General features: G+C 65.5%; 14 protein-coding genes and 1 pseudogene. 3 read left to right on the top strand and 12 right to left on the bottom strand.

What is annotated here, in order from left to right:
* Positions 1-21 precede the first annotated feature (21 nt).
* Positions 22-1,752 (top strand): formate--tetrahydrofolate ligase, encoded by a 1,731-nt coding sequence (locus J9892_RS07765; RefSeq protein WP_210538178.1) that lies wholly within the window; start codon positions 22-24, stop codon positions 1,750-1,752.
* 74 nt (positions 1,753-1,826) lie between these two features.
* Here the strand turns inward: J9892_RS07765 and J9892_RS07760 are convergent, their stop codons facing one another.
* The 3 genes and pseudogenes from J9892_RS07760 to folE all read right to left on the bottom strand — a co-directional run bounded on the left by J9892_RS07760 (position 1,827) and on the right by folE (position 6,721).
* Complete coding sequence (locus J9892_RS07760) at positions 1,827-3,914, bottom strand: methyl-accepting chemotaxis protein (protein WP_053288585.1); 2,088 nt, start codon at positions 3,912-3,914, stop codon at positions 1,827-1,829.
* A 249-nt stretch (positions 3,915-4,163) separates the two neighbouring features.
* Positions 4,164-5,813, bottom strand: a pseudogene (locus J9892_RS07755) (methyl-accepting chemotaxis protein).
* A gap of 251 nt (positions 5,814-6,064) precedes the next feature.
* Positions 6,065-6,721, bottom strand: a complete 657-nt coding sequence (gene folE, locus J9892_RS07750; RefSeq protein ID WP_010674171.1) for a GTP cyclohydrolase I FolE — start codon at positions 6,719-6,721, stop codon at positions 6,065-6,067.
* A gap of 370 nt (positions 6,722-7,091) precedes the next feature.
* Here folE and moeA point away from each other — a divergent pair, with 370 nt between their 5' ends.
* Entirely contained in the window at positions 7,092-8,318 is a 1,227-nt protein-coding gene (gene moeA / locus J9892_RS07745) for a molybdopterin molybdotransferase MoeA (protein WP_053288944.1), read from the top strand.
* Complete coding sequence (gene moeB, locus J9892_RS07740) at positions 8,315-9,070, top strand: molybdopterin-synthase adenylyltransferase MoeB (protein ID WP_210538177.1); 756 nt, start codon at positions 8,315-8,317, stop codon at positions 9,068-9,070. The genes moeA and moeB overlap by 4 nt, the downstream gene beginning before the upstream one ends.
* Positions 9,071-9,137: 67 nt before the next feature.
* On the opposite strand, the gene J9892_RS07735 is transcribed toward moeB, so the two are convergent.
* From J9892_RS07735 to J9892_RS07695, 9 genes are all read right to left on the bottom strand, one after another.
* On the bottom strand, positions 9,138-9,914 hold the full coding sequence (locus J9892_RS07735; RefSeq protein WP_199767372.1) for an alpha/beta hydrolase: 777 nt from the start codon (positions 9,912-9,914) through the stop codon (positions 9,138-9,140).
* A gap of 67 nt (positions 9,915-9,981) precedes the next feature.
* On the bottom strand, positions 9,982-11,037 hold the full coding sequence (modC, locus tag J9892_RS07730; RefSeq protein WP_103243416.1) for a molybdenum ABC transporter ATP-binding protein: 1,056 nt from the start codon (positions 11,035-11,037) through the stop codon (positions 9,982-9,984).
* On the bottom strand, positions 11,034-11,714 hold the full coding sequence (gene modB / locus J9892_RS07725; protein WP_010674165.1) for a molybdate ABC transporter permease subunit: 681 nt from the start codon (positions 11,712-11,714) through the stop codon (positions 11,034-11,036). Before modB ends, modC begins: the two co-directional genes overlap by 4 nt.
* 122 nt (positions 11,715-11,836) lie before the next feature.
* Positions 11,837-12,559, bottom strand: coding sequence for a molybdate ABC transporter substrate-binding protein (gene modA, locus J9892_RS07720; protein ID WP_210538176.1), 723 nt, complete (start codon positions 12,557-12,559; stop codon positions 11,837-11,839).
* Positions 12,560-12,612: 53 nt separating this feature from the next.
* Complete coding sequence (moaE, locus tag J9892_RS07715) at positions 12,613-13,092, bottom strand: molybdopterin synthase catalytic subunit MoaE (protein ID WP_102948214.1); 480 nt, start codon at positions 13,090-13,092, stop codon at positions 12,613-12,615.
* A 3-nt stretch (positions 13,093-13,095) separates the two neighbouring features.
* Positions 13,096-13,341: a molybdopterin synthase sulfur carrier subunit gene (gene moaD / locus J9892_RS07710; protein ID WP_010674162.1), complete on the bottom strand. Its 246-nt coding sequence runs from the start codon at positions 13,339-13,341 to the stop codon at positions 13,096-13,098.
* A complete protein-coding gene (gene moaC, locus J9892_RS07705; protein ID WP_043154228.1) occupies positions 13,338-13,832 on the bottom strand; it encodes a cyclic pyranopterin monophosphate synthase MoaC in 495 nt (164 codons plus the stop codon). The genes moaD and moaC overlap by 4 nt, the downstream gene beginning before the upstream one ends.
* A 50-nt stretch (positions 13,833-13,882) precedes the next feature.
* The gene (gene moaB, locus J9892_RS07700) at positions 13,883-14,389 is read right to left on the bottom strand and encodes a molybdenum cofactor biosynthesis protein B (protein ID WP_102948212.1); all 507 of its coding nucleotides are present in this window, start codon (positions 14,387-14,389) and stop codon (positions 13,883-13,885) included.
* 193 nt (positions 14,390-14,582) lie between these two features.
* Positions 14,583-15,173: a cytochrome c3 family protein gene (locus J9892_RS07695; RefSeq protein ID WP_010674159.1), complete on the bottom strand. Its 591-nt coding sequence runs from the start codon at positions 15,171-15,173 to the stop codon at positions 14,583-14,585.
* Between the last annotated feature and the right edge of the window lies 1 nt (position 15,174).

The following is a 15,174-nucleotide window of genomic DNA, read 5'->3' as shown; positions in this document are numbered from 1 at the left end:
TGACATGCCAACGAGGTGCTGATGCTAAGCGATATCGAGATCTCCCGCCAGTCCCCCCGCCTGCCCATCGCCGAGGTGGCAGCACAGCTCGGCATAGCGTCCGCCCATCTCCACCCCCACGGCCATTACAAGGGCAAACTCGACCTCGCGCTGCTCCATCACGCCCCCGCCCGCGAGCCCGGCAAGCTGGTGCTGGTGAGCGCCATCACGCCCACCCCCCTTGGGGAGGGCAAGACAGTCACCACGATCGGCCTCTCCATGGGGCTCAACCACATCGGCCAGCCCAGCATCGCCACCATTCGCCAGCCGAGCCTCGGCCCCGTCTTCGGGGTCAAGGGGGGCGCCGCCGGGGGCGGCATGGCCCAGGTGGTGCCGATGGAGGAGATGAACCTCCACCTCACCGGGGATTTTCACGCCCTCACCGCCGCCCACAACCTGGCCTCTGCCGCCCTCGATGCCCGCCTGTTCCATGAACGCAAACTCGGTGACCAGTTCAGCGCCAGAACCGGTCTGGCGCGGCTCGATATCGACCCGGCCAACATCCTCTGGCCCCGCACCCTGGACATGAACGACCGGGCGCTTCGCCACCTCACCCTCGGCCAGGGCGGCGCTGCCGATGGGGTCGAGCGCCCCGATCGCTTCGTCATCACCGCCGCCTCCGAGCTGATGGCCATTCTGGCCCTGGCCAGGGATCTCAGGGACTTGCGCGCGCGTATCGGCCGCATCCAGCTCGCCCTCGACCTGCGCGGCAAGCCCATCACCGCCGAGCAGCTGGAAGTGGCGGGGGCCATGACGGTGCTGCTCAAAGACGCCCTCAAGCCCACCCTGATGCAGACCACGGAGCAGACCCCTGTGCTGGTCCACGCCGGCCCCTTTGCCAACATCGCCCACGGCAACTCTTCCGTCATCGCCGATCGCATGGCGCTGGGTCTTGCCGACTACGTGGTGACCGAGGCGGGTTTTGGCTCCGACATGGGGCTGGAGAAGTTCTTCAACATCAAGTATCGCCAATCCGGCCTCGCCCCCGCCTGCGTGGTGCTGGTGGCCACGGTGCGCGGCCTCAAGGCCAACAGCGGCCTGCTTGACATCCGGCCGGGCCAGCCGCTGCCGGCCAGCCTGCAAGGGGAAGATCTCCCCACCCTGACAGCGGGGTGCGCCAACCTCGCCTGGCATATTCACAACGCCCGCCGTTACGGGGTGCCCGTGGTGGTCGCCATCAACCGCTTCCCCAGCGACAGCGATGCCGAGCTGGCCCTGCTGGAGGCGGCGCGCCAGGCCGGTGCCTGTGGGGTCGCCCTCTCCCGGGCCTTCACTGACGGTGGCGCGGGTGCGGCGGATCTGGCTCACGCCGTGGTGGCGGCCTGCAAGCAGCCCAGTGAGGTCAGGCTGCTCTACCCCGATGAGATGAGCCTTGCCGCCAAGCTCGCCACCCTGGTGGAGTGCGGCTATGGTGGCCGGGGCGTCACCCTCTCGGACAAGGCGCGCCAGCAACTGGCCAGACTCTCGGCAGAGGGCCAGGATAACCTGCCCGTCTGCATGGCCAAGACGCCGCTCTCCCTGAGCCATGACCCGGCCAGGAAGGGCGTGCCGACGGACTTCGAGGTGCCCATCGAAGAGGTGAAACTCTGCGCGGGGGCAGGCTTCGTCTATGCCCTGGCAGGCCCCATCATGACCATGCCGGGCCTGGGCAGCCTGCCGGCCTATCGCCATATCGACATCAACGATGACGGCGACATCGTCGGCCTGAGCTGACGGCGCCCAGGTCCAGCCAGAAACAACAAGGCCCCGCCGATTGGCGGGGCCTTGTTATGCGTATCAGAACGCCATCAGTAGTGGAAGCGCCCCAGCTTGCTCATGACCGTCTCGGTCAACCCGTGCATCTGCCGGCTCTGGGCATCCTGCTCCCGGGCCACCCGGGTGGAGGCGCTCGCCAGCTCGTGGATGTTGCTGACGTTCTGGTTAATCTCCTCGCTCACCTTGGATTGCTGCTCGGCGGCGCTCGCAATCTGGGTCGCCATGTCCTGGATACGGTCGGCGGCCTGCACTATGGTCGCCAGCTCGCTTACCGCCTGCTCGGCATCACGCAGCGCCAGGCTGCTCAACTGGCGCCCCTCTGTCATGGTGTCGACCGCGGCGCGCGTGGTATCCCGCAGCCTGTCTATCATCAGCTGGATCTCCTGGGTCGAGGCCCGGGTCTTGGATGCCAGGGTACGCACCTCGTCGGCCACCACGGCGAAACCGCGACCATGTTCACCGGCCCGTGCCGCCTCGATGGCTGCATTCAGCGCCAGCAGGTTGGTCTGCTCAGAGATGGTCCGGATCACATCCAGGATGCTGCCAATCTGCACCCCCTGCTGCTGCAAGGCGGTGATCCTGTCCGACACCTCGCTGACCTGGGCACTCAACTGGCGGATGCCGTTGGCAGAGGCGCTCACCACCTGCTGACCCTTGTGCACCGCATGACGGGTCTCATCCACCGCCTGGGCCGTGATCTGGGCGCTGCTGGAGACGGAGTCTGCGGTCGATGACATTTCATGGATGGCCGTGGCCACCAGCTCGACCTGCTCCAGCTGGTGATGGCTGTTCGCCAGCCCCTGCTGGGCCTGCCTGGCCGAGTTCACCGCCGCCTGCTGCAACTCGTGCACGCTGGTGGCGGTGTCGGTCACTATGCCCTGCACGGTCGCGACGAACTGGTTGATCCCCTCCGCCAGCACCCCGGTCTCATCGCGCCGGTGCTGGGTCAGCCGCTGGGTCAGATCCCCTCCGGCGCTGGAGAGACGCGCCACCATGCGAGCCGTCTCCTGCACCGGCCGGGAGATGGACCCTGCCGCGAAAGCGAGCCCGACCAGACCGATACCCGCCACCAGGATGCCCACCATCAGCTGGGTCCAGACCCCCTTGCCAAAGGCCTCGGCACGGGCCTGCGCCATCCGCTCGTACTCGGCATAGAGGGCGCTGCCCGGCACCTCGATGGCGATCCCCCAGGCCTGTGTGACCTTGTTGAGGCTGATGGGTGCGAAGACCCTCAAGCCATCGGCATGCTCGTCGCTGCCCCTCTCGCCGCGTTGCAACTGGGCCAGCAAGGATGGATCCTGCAAGCGCTGCCCTACCCCGTCGCCATCGCGGGAGTCGGCGGCGATGATGCCCATGGGGCTGATGATGCGCACCCTGCCCTGCCCGTCGAATACCCGTCGGCTGATGTCAGCGGCCAGCCGTTGCAGGTAGTTGAGGGAGTAGTCGATGCCCACCATGCCGAGGTATTGATCCCCGTTCAGCACAGGCACCACGAAGGAGGTGAGCAGGGTGGGCTGACCGTTAACCTGGTAGACGGAGGGGTCGACGGCGCAGCTTGCCTTGCTCTCCTGCGGGCAGAGATACCACTCGGAGGCCCGGATCCCGGTCGCGCTCGGCGTCTTGCTGTAGAAATCCCCCAGGGGTTTGAGGTCAAAACCGGCCGGGCCGCGGCTCCAGTAGGGGGCGAAGTTGCCCGATGCCTGGCTATGCCGGCCATCACCGGTATGGAGCGCATCCTGACCGTCGAAACGATCCGCCTCCCAGCCACTGTAGATGCTGAGGAAATCCGGGTTGCGATCCCCTATGTCCTTGAGCAGGGCCGTGACCTCGTCCCGATCGAGAGGCTCGGACTGATGTACATTGCCCGCCAGCAGCGCCGCCAGGGTTTCGGCCGCATCCAGCGCCAGTTCGAAGGAGCGTGCCACCTCGCTCGCCTGACCATCCGCCAGGGTCAGCAGCCACTGCCTGGCCTGCTGGCGGGCCGCATCGTGGCTCTCCTGCTGGATCTTCTCCTGCATGCTGGCCAGGGAAACATAGCTGTAACCCACCACGCTGAGGACGGTGGTCAGCAGGATGCAACCCGCAAAGAACATGACTTGATACTTGATGGAACGGAACATGACGGATGGTGGGTCTCTTGATCCAAAAAAGGGGGGCATCATACGGGCTTGCAAACAGGTCGCAAACGGCCCCGCATGAAATTAATCGCCGATTTGTGAGCGAATTCGAACATCCGGCCTGTCATCCCCCCATCCGGTAGGTGACGGGGCAGGCGGGCCGGTTGAAACGGGCACAGGGAGGGCGATGACAAACAACAAGGCCCCGCCGATTGGCGGGGCCTTCTGCGCTGTGCCGGGTGGCAGCAAGACTCAGAGGGTGAAGCGCTGGGTCATATGGTGCAGCGAGGTGGCCAGCCTGCTCAGCTCGACGCAGGCCTGGGCGGTCTGCTGCGCCCCCTGGGCATTCTCGTCGGCGGCGGTGTGGATCTTGACGATGCTGCGATTGAGCTCCTCGGTGACCGCGTTCTGCTGCTCGGTGGCGGTGGCGATCAGGGTGTTCATGTCGGTGATCTGGGTGACGGCACCGTTGATGCTGTCGATGCTGCTCCCCGCCTCCCGCGCCAGCTCCACGCTCTCCTGCATCTGCTGACGGCTCAGCTGCATGGCGCTGCCCGCCTCGGCGGTGCGCTCCTGAAGCACCTCGATCATCTTGCTGATCTCGGCGGTGGATGCCTGGGTACGCTGGGCCAGACTGCGCACCTCGTCTGCCACCACCGCAAAGCCACGCCCCTGCTCGCCGGCCCGGGCCGCTTCGATGGCCGCGTTGAGGGCCAGCAGGTTGGTCTGCTCGGCGATGCCGCGAATCACGTCCAGCACCATGCTGATGCTGGCGCTGTCGGTCTCCAGTTGCTGCACCACGCTCCCGGCCTGCTCTATCTGGCGGGAAACCTGCTCTATGCTGCCGATGGCGCTGCGCACCACCTGGTTGCCCTGGGTGGAGGTGCGGGAAGCCTGCTTGGCCGCCCCCATGGCGTCCGTGGTGTTGCGAGCCACCTCATTGACGGTGGACTGCATCTCGTTCATGGCGGTGGCGACCTGAGAGACCTCTCCCTGCTGGCTTGCCATGCCTTTGGCGGACTGCTCGGAGATGGCGCTCACCTCCTCTACCGCGCTGCTGAGCTGGCTCACCGAGCCGGAGATTTCGCTCACCAGCTCTGCCAGTGCCCCCTACATCCGGTCGATGGCCGACCCCAGCTGACCCAGCTCGTCGCGGTTGAAGCGGTTGCCGCGGACCCACTCCTGCAGCTCGCCCCGGCCGAGATCGCCGCTCGCGATGCGCTGGGCCTGACGGGCCAGCATGATGAGCGGGTCGCGGATCTGGCGGGTCAGCACCACCGAGAGGGCGACAACCAGGGCCAGGCCTATCACCAGGGCCAGGGTCACGCTCAGTTTGGCGCTGTCAAAGGCGTCCACCACCTCGGCACGGGAGCCCACGGAGTAGCCGTGGTTGATGCGGATAAGCTCACCCACCGACTTGGTCAGATTGGTATAGAGGGTGACCCCCTCCCCCATGAAGAGGTGCTGGGCTTCGGCCATCTGTCCCGAGTCCTGCATCTGCCGGATGCGCTGGTGCAGGGCGACATATCGCTCCCAGTCCGCCTTGACGATGTCAAAGGCGCGGCGCTCCTCCCGATCCTCCGCCCAGATGGTGCCATCGTGGGCCACTATCTGGCGCGCAGCCTCTTGCAGGCTCTTCTCGCTCTCGTTGCGATAGCGGGCCTTCTGTTGGGCATCGTCCGCCACCAGGAAGACATCCAGTTCGTAGCGGCGCAGGGCATTGATGGTCTCGCCGAGGGTGCTGGTGCGCACGACGGCGGGCAGGATACTGTCGGTAAAGCCGATGGCGGCGCGGTTCATCTTGCTGAATTCAAACAGCGAGAAGCCGCCGATAAAGGCCATCATCAGGCCGAGTACGGCAAAGCCGGCGGTAAGTTTTTTGCCTATCGTCATGGTGTTCATGGGATGTCCTGCATGGGGGAAAACAAGTGGCATTGCTGGGCGCAGGCCTGGCCTGCGCCTTCACTACCCTCCTTGGCAGCACATCTCGTCCCTGTCGGCGCGCACAAGGGCGGGCCCGGGGGTGTCGGCGTCAACCAGACCGTCCGACAACACGGAGAGCCATAGCGACCGGCACGGTCACAACTTTAGGTATTTTTCAAAAAAAGTGAGGGAAAGGAGACGGGGCCTGTCGGCGACAGGCCCCGGGAGCACTACCCTTTCAGACCACCGAGGAACTCGGCGCGGGTGTCGGGCTGGGTCTTGAAGACGCCGCCCAGGGAGGTGGTGGTGGTGTAGGAGGTGGAGTCCATCACGCCACGGGCCTTCACGCAGAAGTGGGTCGCCTTGATGCTGATGGCCACGTCCCTGGTGCCAAGCAGGGTCTGCAACGCCAGCAGGATCTGCTGGGTCAGCCGCTCCTGTACCTGGGGACGGCGGGCGAAGAACTGCACGATGCGGTTGATCTTCGACAGGCCAATCACCTTGCCGCGGGGAATGTAGGCCACGTGGGCAAAGCCGTCTATGGTGACGAAGTGGTGCTCGCAGGTGCTGGTGAGGCTGATGTCCCGCACCATGATCATCTCGTCCACCTTCATCTTGTTCTCGATCACCGTCACCTTGGGGAAGGTGGCATAGTCGAGGCCGGAGAAGATCTCGTTCACGTACATCTTGGCAATGCGGTGAGGGGTCTCGGCCAGACTGTCGTCGGCCAGATCCAGTCCCAGCGTCTCCATGATGGCGCGCATATGACCTTCGATTTTTTCCTTTTTCTGCTGGCCGCTCAATTCATTGGCCACCAGAGGTGTCTCAAGGCCCTCGGCCTCGAGCGCAGCCCTGACCAACAGGGCCTCCTGGCTTAAGCTCGTCATCGTGTTTCTCTCCCACGCTCAGGGACTGTGCTGGCCTGCGGCATGGTGCCGCGGCGCAATCTTACAGGGCGATTATTGTCATAATTCTGTCTAACTCAAGCCCGGTGCCCGACTTTATGCCAAACCACCCCGTTTTGTCCGCACCGGCCTGCCCATTCGGGGGCAAGGCGCACGGCCGTGCCGCCTCTTCCCCACCTGCCATCCCGCGCAAGCCTCGCCCTGGTTACCCATCAGGAGGTAATTCAACGGGATAGCGTCCCAGAATCCGATCACACCGGAGCATCTGCCCCCCATTACCGCACCTTCGGCCTGCCCATCGGAGCGGATTTTTGGGATAATCCGCCCCCTACACACCAGAGAGGTCATGATGATGGGATTCGATACCGGTGCACTCCTCCCCTTGGACAAGGCCCTGCAAGGGATGCTGGAACAACTCACCTGCTGCTGCGAGACGGAGCGGTTGCCCCTGCCCCAGGCGCTGGATCGGATCCTGGCCGAGGAGATAAGCTCCCCTCTCTTCGTCCCCCCCTTCGACAACGCCGCCATGGACGGCTATGCCGTGCGCCTGGCGGATCTCGCCGCCGGGGTGCCGCTCCCCGTGGCGGGCAAGGCCTTTGCGGGCCAGCCCTATGAGGGGGAGTGGCCCGCCGGCCACTGCATCCGCATCATGACCGGGGCCCCTGTGCCCCCGGGTGCAGACGCTGTGGTGATGCAGGAAGAAACGCAAGCCGGCGACAACGGGATCACTTTCCTGACCGCGCCCACGCCTGGCCAGAACATCCGTCGCCGCGGCGAGGATCTGGCGCAGGGCGCCCGGGTGCTCGAAAGCGGCCTGCGCCTGAGCCCCAGGGAGCTGCCGCTGCTCGCCTCCCTTGGCATCGCGAACGTCACGGTGCGCCGTCCCCTCAGGGTCGCCATCTTCAGCACAGGGGACGAGCTCAAGCCTCTGGGCACCCCGCTCCAGCACGGGGACATCTACGACTCCAACCGCTACGGGGTCAAGGCGATGCTGAGCCGCATGGGCTGTGAGTGCCTGGACCTTGGCATCATCCCCGACGATCCGGCGGCCCTGCGCGCCGCCTTCTTGCAGGCCGACCGCGAGGCCGATGCCCTGATCACCACCGGGGGGGTCTCGGTGGGAGAAGCGGACTTCACCAAGCAACTGCTCGAAGAGCTCGGGGAAATTGGCTTCTGGAAGCTCGCCATCAAGCCGGGCAAACCCTTCGCCTTTGGCCGATTGCCAAACGCCTGGTTCTTCGGTCTGCCGGGCAACCCGGTCTCCGCCATGGTCACCTTCGATCAGCTGGTGCAACCGGCCCTGGCCAGACTCGCCGGTCAGCAGTTTGCACGCCCGCACCCCCTCCAGGCCTTGGCGACAGCGCCGCTCAAGAAGAGCCCGGGGCGCCAGGACTTCCAGCGCGGCATCCTGAGCGTGGGCCCCAATGGCCTCGAGGTACGCAGCACCGGCTCCCAGGACTCCGGGGTGTTCAGCTCCCTGTCCCGGGCCAACTGCTACATCGTGCTCGAGCAGGAGCGCGGCAAGGTGGCCGCCGGTGAGACGGTCACCGTCGAGCCCTTCTCGGGGCTGCTGCTGTGAGCGAGATCCTGAGCGACGCAGAACTCCTTCGCTACAACCGCCAGATCGTGCTCAAATCCTTCGACTTCGAGGGACAGGAGGCGCTCAAGCAATCCCGCGTGCTGGTCATCGGCGCCGGGGGCCTCGGCTGCGCCGCCAGCCAGTATCTGGCGGTGGCCGGGGTCGGCCACCTCACCCTGGTGGATTTCGATCGGGTGGAGCTCTCCAATTTGCAGCGCCAGGTGCTGCATAGCGACGAGCGCATCGGCCAGCTCAAGGTGGAGTCCGCGGCGACGTCCCTGCGCGCCCTCACCCCCTGGCTCGAGGTGGAGACCCACGCCACCCTCGCCGATGAGGCGCTGCTCGATGCCCTGCTGCCAGGCCATCAGCTGGTGCTCGACTGCACCGACAACGTCGCCATCCGCAACCTCCTCAACCAGCGCGCCCGCCAGCACAAGGTGCCCCTGGTCAGCGGCGCCGCCATCCGGCTGGAAGGGCAGCTCTGCAGCTTCACCTGGCAGGAGGATGAACCCTGCTACGCCTGTCTCAGCGCCCTCTTTGGCGATCAGGCCCTCACCTGTGTCGAGGCGGGGGTACTGGCCCCCGTGGTGGGGCTGGTGGGCAGCCTGCAGGCGCTCGAAGCCATCAAGCTGCTGGCGGGCATGGGCAAAAGCTACAGTGGCCGCCTGCTGATGATCGACGGTCTGGGTGGCAGCTTTCGCGAGCTGAAACTGCCCAAACGCCCCAACTGCCCGGTCTGCTCAAGGCCCTGAGCTGCGCCCACAAAAAAGCCGAACCCCGGGGTTCGGCTTTTTTATCTACCTCTGCTGTCTGCTCCCCTCAATGGGTTGAGAGGATCCGCTGCAACAGATGATTGAACCCGGCGGGATCTTCCGCCGGCCAGGCGTGGTGACCATCCGGGGTGTGGATGGTGGCATTGGGCAGGGAGGCGAACTGCTCCACCCGCCGCGCCAGGGGCAGATAGTCGTGACTGGTGGAGATGATGGCCACCGGCTGCCAGAGGGTGCCGAGACGAGCCCGCACCGACCAGCCGGGCAGCGCCTCCAGCAGCGCCTTGTAGGTCTTCTTTTTGTTGCGCACGAAGCGCCCCCGGAAGGTGTGGCGCACCTGGGCGAGATCGGGGCCGGGAAAGAGCTCGCGACCGAGCCACCACGCCAGCGGCCGCATGCCGAACCAGCGCAGCCACTTGAGGCGCATGGCATAGCGCTCCTGCTCCTTTGGCGTCTCCAGCAGAAATTCGCTGAAGCCGTTGATCAGCACCAGCCCCTGCACCTTGTGGGGCAGTTGCAGCGCCAGCTCCAGCGCCACCATGGCACCGAGCGACAACCCCACTACCCAGGCAGGCTCGGGCTGCTCGTCGAGCCAGCGGGCCACGTCCGCCGCCAGGGTGGGCACGTCAAAGGGCCCCTCCTGCATGCTCTGACCGTGGCCGCGCAAGTCCATGGCCACCACCCGGTAGCGCTCGGAAAAACGCTCGATCTGCGCCTGCCAGTCGAGGCTGGAAGAGCCCAGCCCGTGCAGCAAGAGCAGCAAGGGCCCCTCCCCTGCACTGCGCAGGGCCAAGCCATGGGATTTCATTACCTGATTGCGACGCACCCGTCCCCCCTTTCTCGACGCCATGCCAGCCACTCAGGGCCAGCCAATCCGAACTCCGATCCCCCGTCTACCCCTCTCCCACCAGGCTCACCGCCTTGATGTAGGCGTAGAGGCGCATGGCCGGCGTCAGGGCGAGCCGCTGCGCGGAGCGGCTGGTGATCCGGGCCAGCAGTATCTGCTGCCCGAGAGCCAACTGCAACAGGGTCTGCCCCGGTCGCACCTCCCGCACCTCCAGCAGCCGGGTCTCGAGGCAGTTGGAGAGGCTGGAGTGCACGATGGGCTCGGTGGCGATCACCAGATCCCGCGCCGCCACCTTGATCTGCAAGGGACCTGCTTCATCGGGGGCATGCTCCATGGTCACCATCAGGGCCTGCTCCCCGAGTCGCAGGGTCGCCATCTGCTCGTGCTCGTCGTAGTGGGCCAGGGTCGCCGAGAGCATGACCCCGACGTCGTCGCGACTGGCCAGCGACAGGTCGGTGCGGGCGAAGATCTCTTCGGGGGTGCCCTGGGCCTCCACCCGTCCCTCTGCCAGCAGCACCAGGCCATCGCAGAGCAGGCTCACCTCCTCCATGGCGTGGCTGACGAAGATCATGGGGATGCCGCTCTCCTGCTGCAAGCCCTTGAGCACGTGGGCCTGATGGATGCGGCTGCGCCTGTCCAGCGCAGAGAAGGGTTCATCCAGCAGCAGCAGATCAGGCTCGGCCAGCAAGGCCCTGGCCAGTGCCACCCGCTGACGCTGACCGCCGGAAAGGCCGTGGGCCGGTTGCCCCAGCAGCTCGGCAAAGCCAAGACGCGCAGCCAGATCCTCTGGCTGCCAGCGCCCCCTCCCCTTGCGAGCCGCCAGTTGCAGGTTGCCGAGCACACTCAGGTGGGGGAAGAGACGAGCATCCTGAAACACCAGCCCGATGCGCCGCGCCTCGGGGGGCAGGGCTGCAAGCTCGCGCCCCTGCCAGCGCAGGGCATCGCCCGGGGCCCTGTCGAGCCCGGCGATGATACGCAGCAGGGTGCTCTTGCCACAGCCCGAAGGACCGAACAGGCCGAGGATGCGGCTGGGGGGCAGCGCCAGATCGCACGCCAGGGTGAAGGGTCCGAAATCACGTCTGGCCTTGAGGTAGAGGTTCATCCGAACAGCCTCCGTTGCCGGCGTTGCAGCACCCCGTAGACCAGCACCAGCATCACCAGGGAGAAGCCCATCAGGCCGCCTGCCAGAATATGGGCATTCTGGTAATCCATCGCCTCCACGTGATCAAACAGGGCGATGGAGAGCACCTGGGTCTCCCCGGGAATGTTGCCGCCGATCATCAGCACCACCCCGAACTCCCCCAGGGTGTGGGCAAAGCCCAGCGCTGCCGCCATCACGAAGCTGGGCAGCGTCATGGGCAGGATGATGCGAAAGAAACGCTCAAACGGGCCCATCCCCAGGGTGGCGGCAGCCTCCAGCTCCTTGTTGCCCATGTTGACGAAGGCGGAGGTGAGGGGCTGTACCACGAAGGGGAGCGAATAGATGACGGAGGCGATGAGCAGGCCGAGGAAACTGAAGGCGAGCGGGGCTCCGAAGGTCTCCCGCCACCAGCCACCGAGGCCGTACTCCGGGGAGAAGGCCAGCAGCAGATAGAAACCGAGCACGGTGGGCGGCAGCACCAGCGGCAGGGCCACCATGGCTTCCACCAGAGGGCGCAGCCGGTGCTGGCTGCGAGACAGCCACCAGGCGAGCGGCGGCGACAGCAGCAGCAGGATGGCAGTGGTACTGGCCGCCAGTTTCAGGGTCAGCCAGACCGCCAGCAGATCCCCTTCACTCATAGGGTCCCCTCTCGGGTGTCGATAAAAAACAGGGCGCCGTCATGACGGACGCCGCCTTGGGACACGTCAGGCACCGGATCTGGCCAGCACGGGGCTGGCCGGCCCCGGCAGACGCCGGGCGCTTACTGCGGCAGGGCGTAACCCGCCGCCTTGATCTGCGCCTGTCCCGGCCCCTTGAGCCAGGCGACCAGGGCATCCACCGCTGCCCCTTTCTTCAGCACCAGGGCCTGCTGCTCGATGGGGGGATAGAAGCTGGCCGGCACCGCCCAGGCTTCGCCGGTCTTGCCCGCCTCCACCAGGTTGGCCCAGGCGACGAAGCCCAGCTTCGCATTGCCGGTATCGACAAACTGCCAGGTCTGGCTGATGTTGGTGCCGGTCAGCACCCGATACTGCTTGGGATCGATCTTGAGGTGAGCCAGGGTCGCCATGGCGGCAGCGCCATAGGGCGCTGTCTTGGGGTTGGCGATGGCCAGCTCCCCCTGCCAGTGGCGCAAGGTGGCCTCATCAGGAGCAGGCCCCCCCTTCTGCCAGAGGCCGAGCTGACCGATGGCATAGGTGAAGCGCTCGCTCCCCTTGCCTTCCGACTCCAGCTTTTGAGGGGTCGCCACGTCGGCCGAGAGGAAGAGATCGAAGGGCGCACCGTGGGTGATCTGGGTATAGAGCACGCCGGTGGCCGCCGAACTGATGACGACGCTGTGGCCGGTCTTGGCGGTGAACTCCTTGCCGATGCGCTCTATGGTGCCCTTGAAGTTGGCCGCCACCGCCACCTTGACCTCGTCAGCCAGCACAGCACCGCTGTACATGGCGCCGATCCCCAGCACCAACAGGGATACCCATCTCTTCATTCCGTTGCTCCTTATGTTCCGGCACGCCGGATCGATTGACACGAGCTCGAGGCTCACTCCCCTTGTTGCCAGCGGGCCAGGGCGGCGTCATCGCTCGCCCTGGCCTCGACCCAGCGTTGCACCCCGTCGGCGGTCAGCTCTTTTTTCCAGAACGGCGCCCGGGTTTTCAAGAAATCCATGATGAAGTGGCAGGCCTCGAAGGCCGCCTCGCGGTGGGCACTGCTCACCACCACCAGCACGATCTGATCCCCGAGCAGCAGCTCGCCGATGCGGTGAATGAGGGTACACTCCTGCAGGGGCCAGCGGCTGCGGGCCTCGGCCACTATGTTCGTCAGCGCCTTCTCGGTCATGCCGGGGTAGTGTTCGAGGGCCAGCCCCTTCACATGCTCCCCCTGATTGAAGTCGCGCACCTTGCCGACAAAGCTGACAATCGCGCCTGTGTCCTGCCGGGCAGCAAGGCGGGCATATTCGTCGGCCAGCGAGAAGTCAGCCCGCTGCACCAGAATGCGATCTGTGATGGCTACGTCGCTCATGGCTCAACCTCCGGTCACCGGCGGGAAGAAGGCTACCTCATCCCCGTCATGGAGAGGGGTATCCAGCGGCACCAGGGTCTGGTTGACCGCCACGAGGAGCTTGCCGGATTCGAGCGCCAGCGCCCACTTGTCACCCCGCTCGCTCAAGGCGGCGCGAAGGGCATCGGCACTGGCGTAGTCGCAAGGCAGGCTGAGCTCGTCGCAGCCGACCAGCTCACGCACCTGGGCAAAAAACAGAACCTTGATCATGCCTGCTCTCCTTTGGTCGCACCCAGTTGGAAATGACCGGACTTGCCGCCCTTTTTCTCCACCAGACGCACCTGCTCGATCACCATGTCCTTTTGCACCGCCTTGCACATGTCGTAGATGGTCAGGGCCGCCACCGAGGCGGCGGTGAGCGCTTCCATCTCCACCCCGGTCTTGCCCGAGAGCTTGCACAGGGTGCGGATATGGACCCGATTGTGCGCCGCCTGGGGGGCTATCTCTACCTCCACCCGGGTCAGGGCCAGGGGATGGCAGAGGGGAATGAGATCCGAGGTCTTCTTGGCCGCCATGATGCCGGCGATGCGGGCGGTGGCGAAGACGTCCCCCTTGTGGTGCTGACCGCTCAGGATCAACGCCAGGGTCTCGGGGGCCATGGTCACGAAAGCCTCGGCGCGGGCCTCGCGTTCGGTCACCTGCTTGTCGGTGACATCCACCATGTGGGCCTCGCCGCTCTGGTTGAGATGGGTCAGGTTCATCTATGCCCCTATCGAAGAATAAGATGGATGATCCGGGTTTACTCCCGGGATCACAGATGGGTCACGAAGTTGCACGGCCGGGTACGGGCGTCGAGCTGATCCCGGATAAGCTGTTCCCAGCCCAGACGGCAGGCGCCGGTGGAGCCGGGCAGGCAGCAGATCAGGGTGCGATTGGCGAGTCCTGCCAGGGCACGGCTCTGCATGGCGGAGCCTTTTATCTCGGCAAACGAGAGCTGGCGGAACATCTCGCCAAAGCCCTGCACCGTGCGCTCGAACAGCACGCCGACCGCCTCGGGCACCCGGTTCTGCTCGTTGAAGCCGGTGCCGCCGTTGATGAGCACCACCTGGACTCCCTCGTCGGCAATCCACTCGCTCACCTGGGCGCGGATGCGAAACAGGTTGTCTGGGCAGAGCGCCCGGTCGGCCAGCACGTGGCCGGTCTGGGTCAGGGCCTCGACCAGATAGTCCCCCGAGCTGTCATCGGCAGCGGTGCGACTGTCGGAAACCGTCAGGACGGCGATCTTGAGAGGGATGAATTCGCTGTGTTTGGGTGCCATTGGGGCCATTCCTGTCAATCATTGACCACGAGAGGATGAGGTGAACGCGCCGCACCGTGGTGCCAGCCATGAAAGGAGCCGGTGGGCGCCGCGTTGCCGGGAAGGGATTCTATCAAAAGATGTCTGGCTGGGGGGCGTCATTGCCCATTAATCTCGAAGGCCGCCGGATCCCGGGGATCCGGCGGCCTTCCCATCAGAAGCCTGGCACCCCTTTCATGTCAGGCAGTTGGTGCGCAATCCCCTTGTGGCAGTCGATGCAGGTGTTGGCCCCGCTTGCCAGGTTGGTGGAGTGCATCTGGGCGGCTCGACGCCCTTGCAGGGAGAAGTCCATGTACTCGAAGTTGTGGCAGTTGCGGCACTCGCGCGAATCCGTCTCCTTCATCCGCTGCCACTCCCGCTCGGCCATCTCCCGCCGGTGGGATTCAAACTTCTCGCGGGTATCCACCTTGCCGGTGATCATGCCCCACAGCTCCTTGGAGGCCTGCACCTTGCGGATGATCTTGTAGGTCCATTCGTGGGGTACGTGGCAATCCGGGCAGCTGGCCCGCACGCCGGAGCGGTTGGCGTAGTGGATGGTGTCGCGGTACTCCACGAACACGTTGTCCTTCATCTCGTGGCAACCGGTGCAGAAGGCCTCGGTGTTGGACGCTTCCATGGCGGTGTTGAACCCGCCCCAGAAGATGACGCCACCGAAGAAGCCCATCAGCAGGATGACCCAGAGGGCCGCCTTCGACGGTGACTTGAAGGTGGTCCACAGACGCTTCACAAAGCCGGGTAATTTCATC

It is taken from the genome of Aeromonas sp. Prich7-2, assembly GCF_017939255.1.
GTDB lineage: Bacteria > Pseudomonadota > Gammaproteobacteria > Enterobacterales > Aeromonadaceae > Aeromonas > Aeromonas caviae.
Note: the sequence above shows the minus strand (reverse complement) of the source record. Positions and strands in the feature narration are given on the sequence as shown.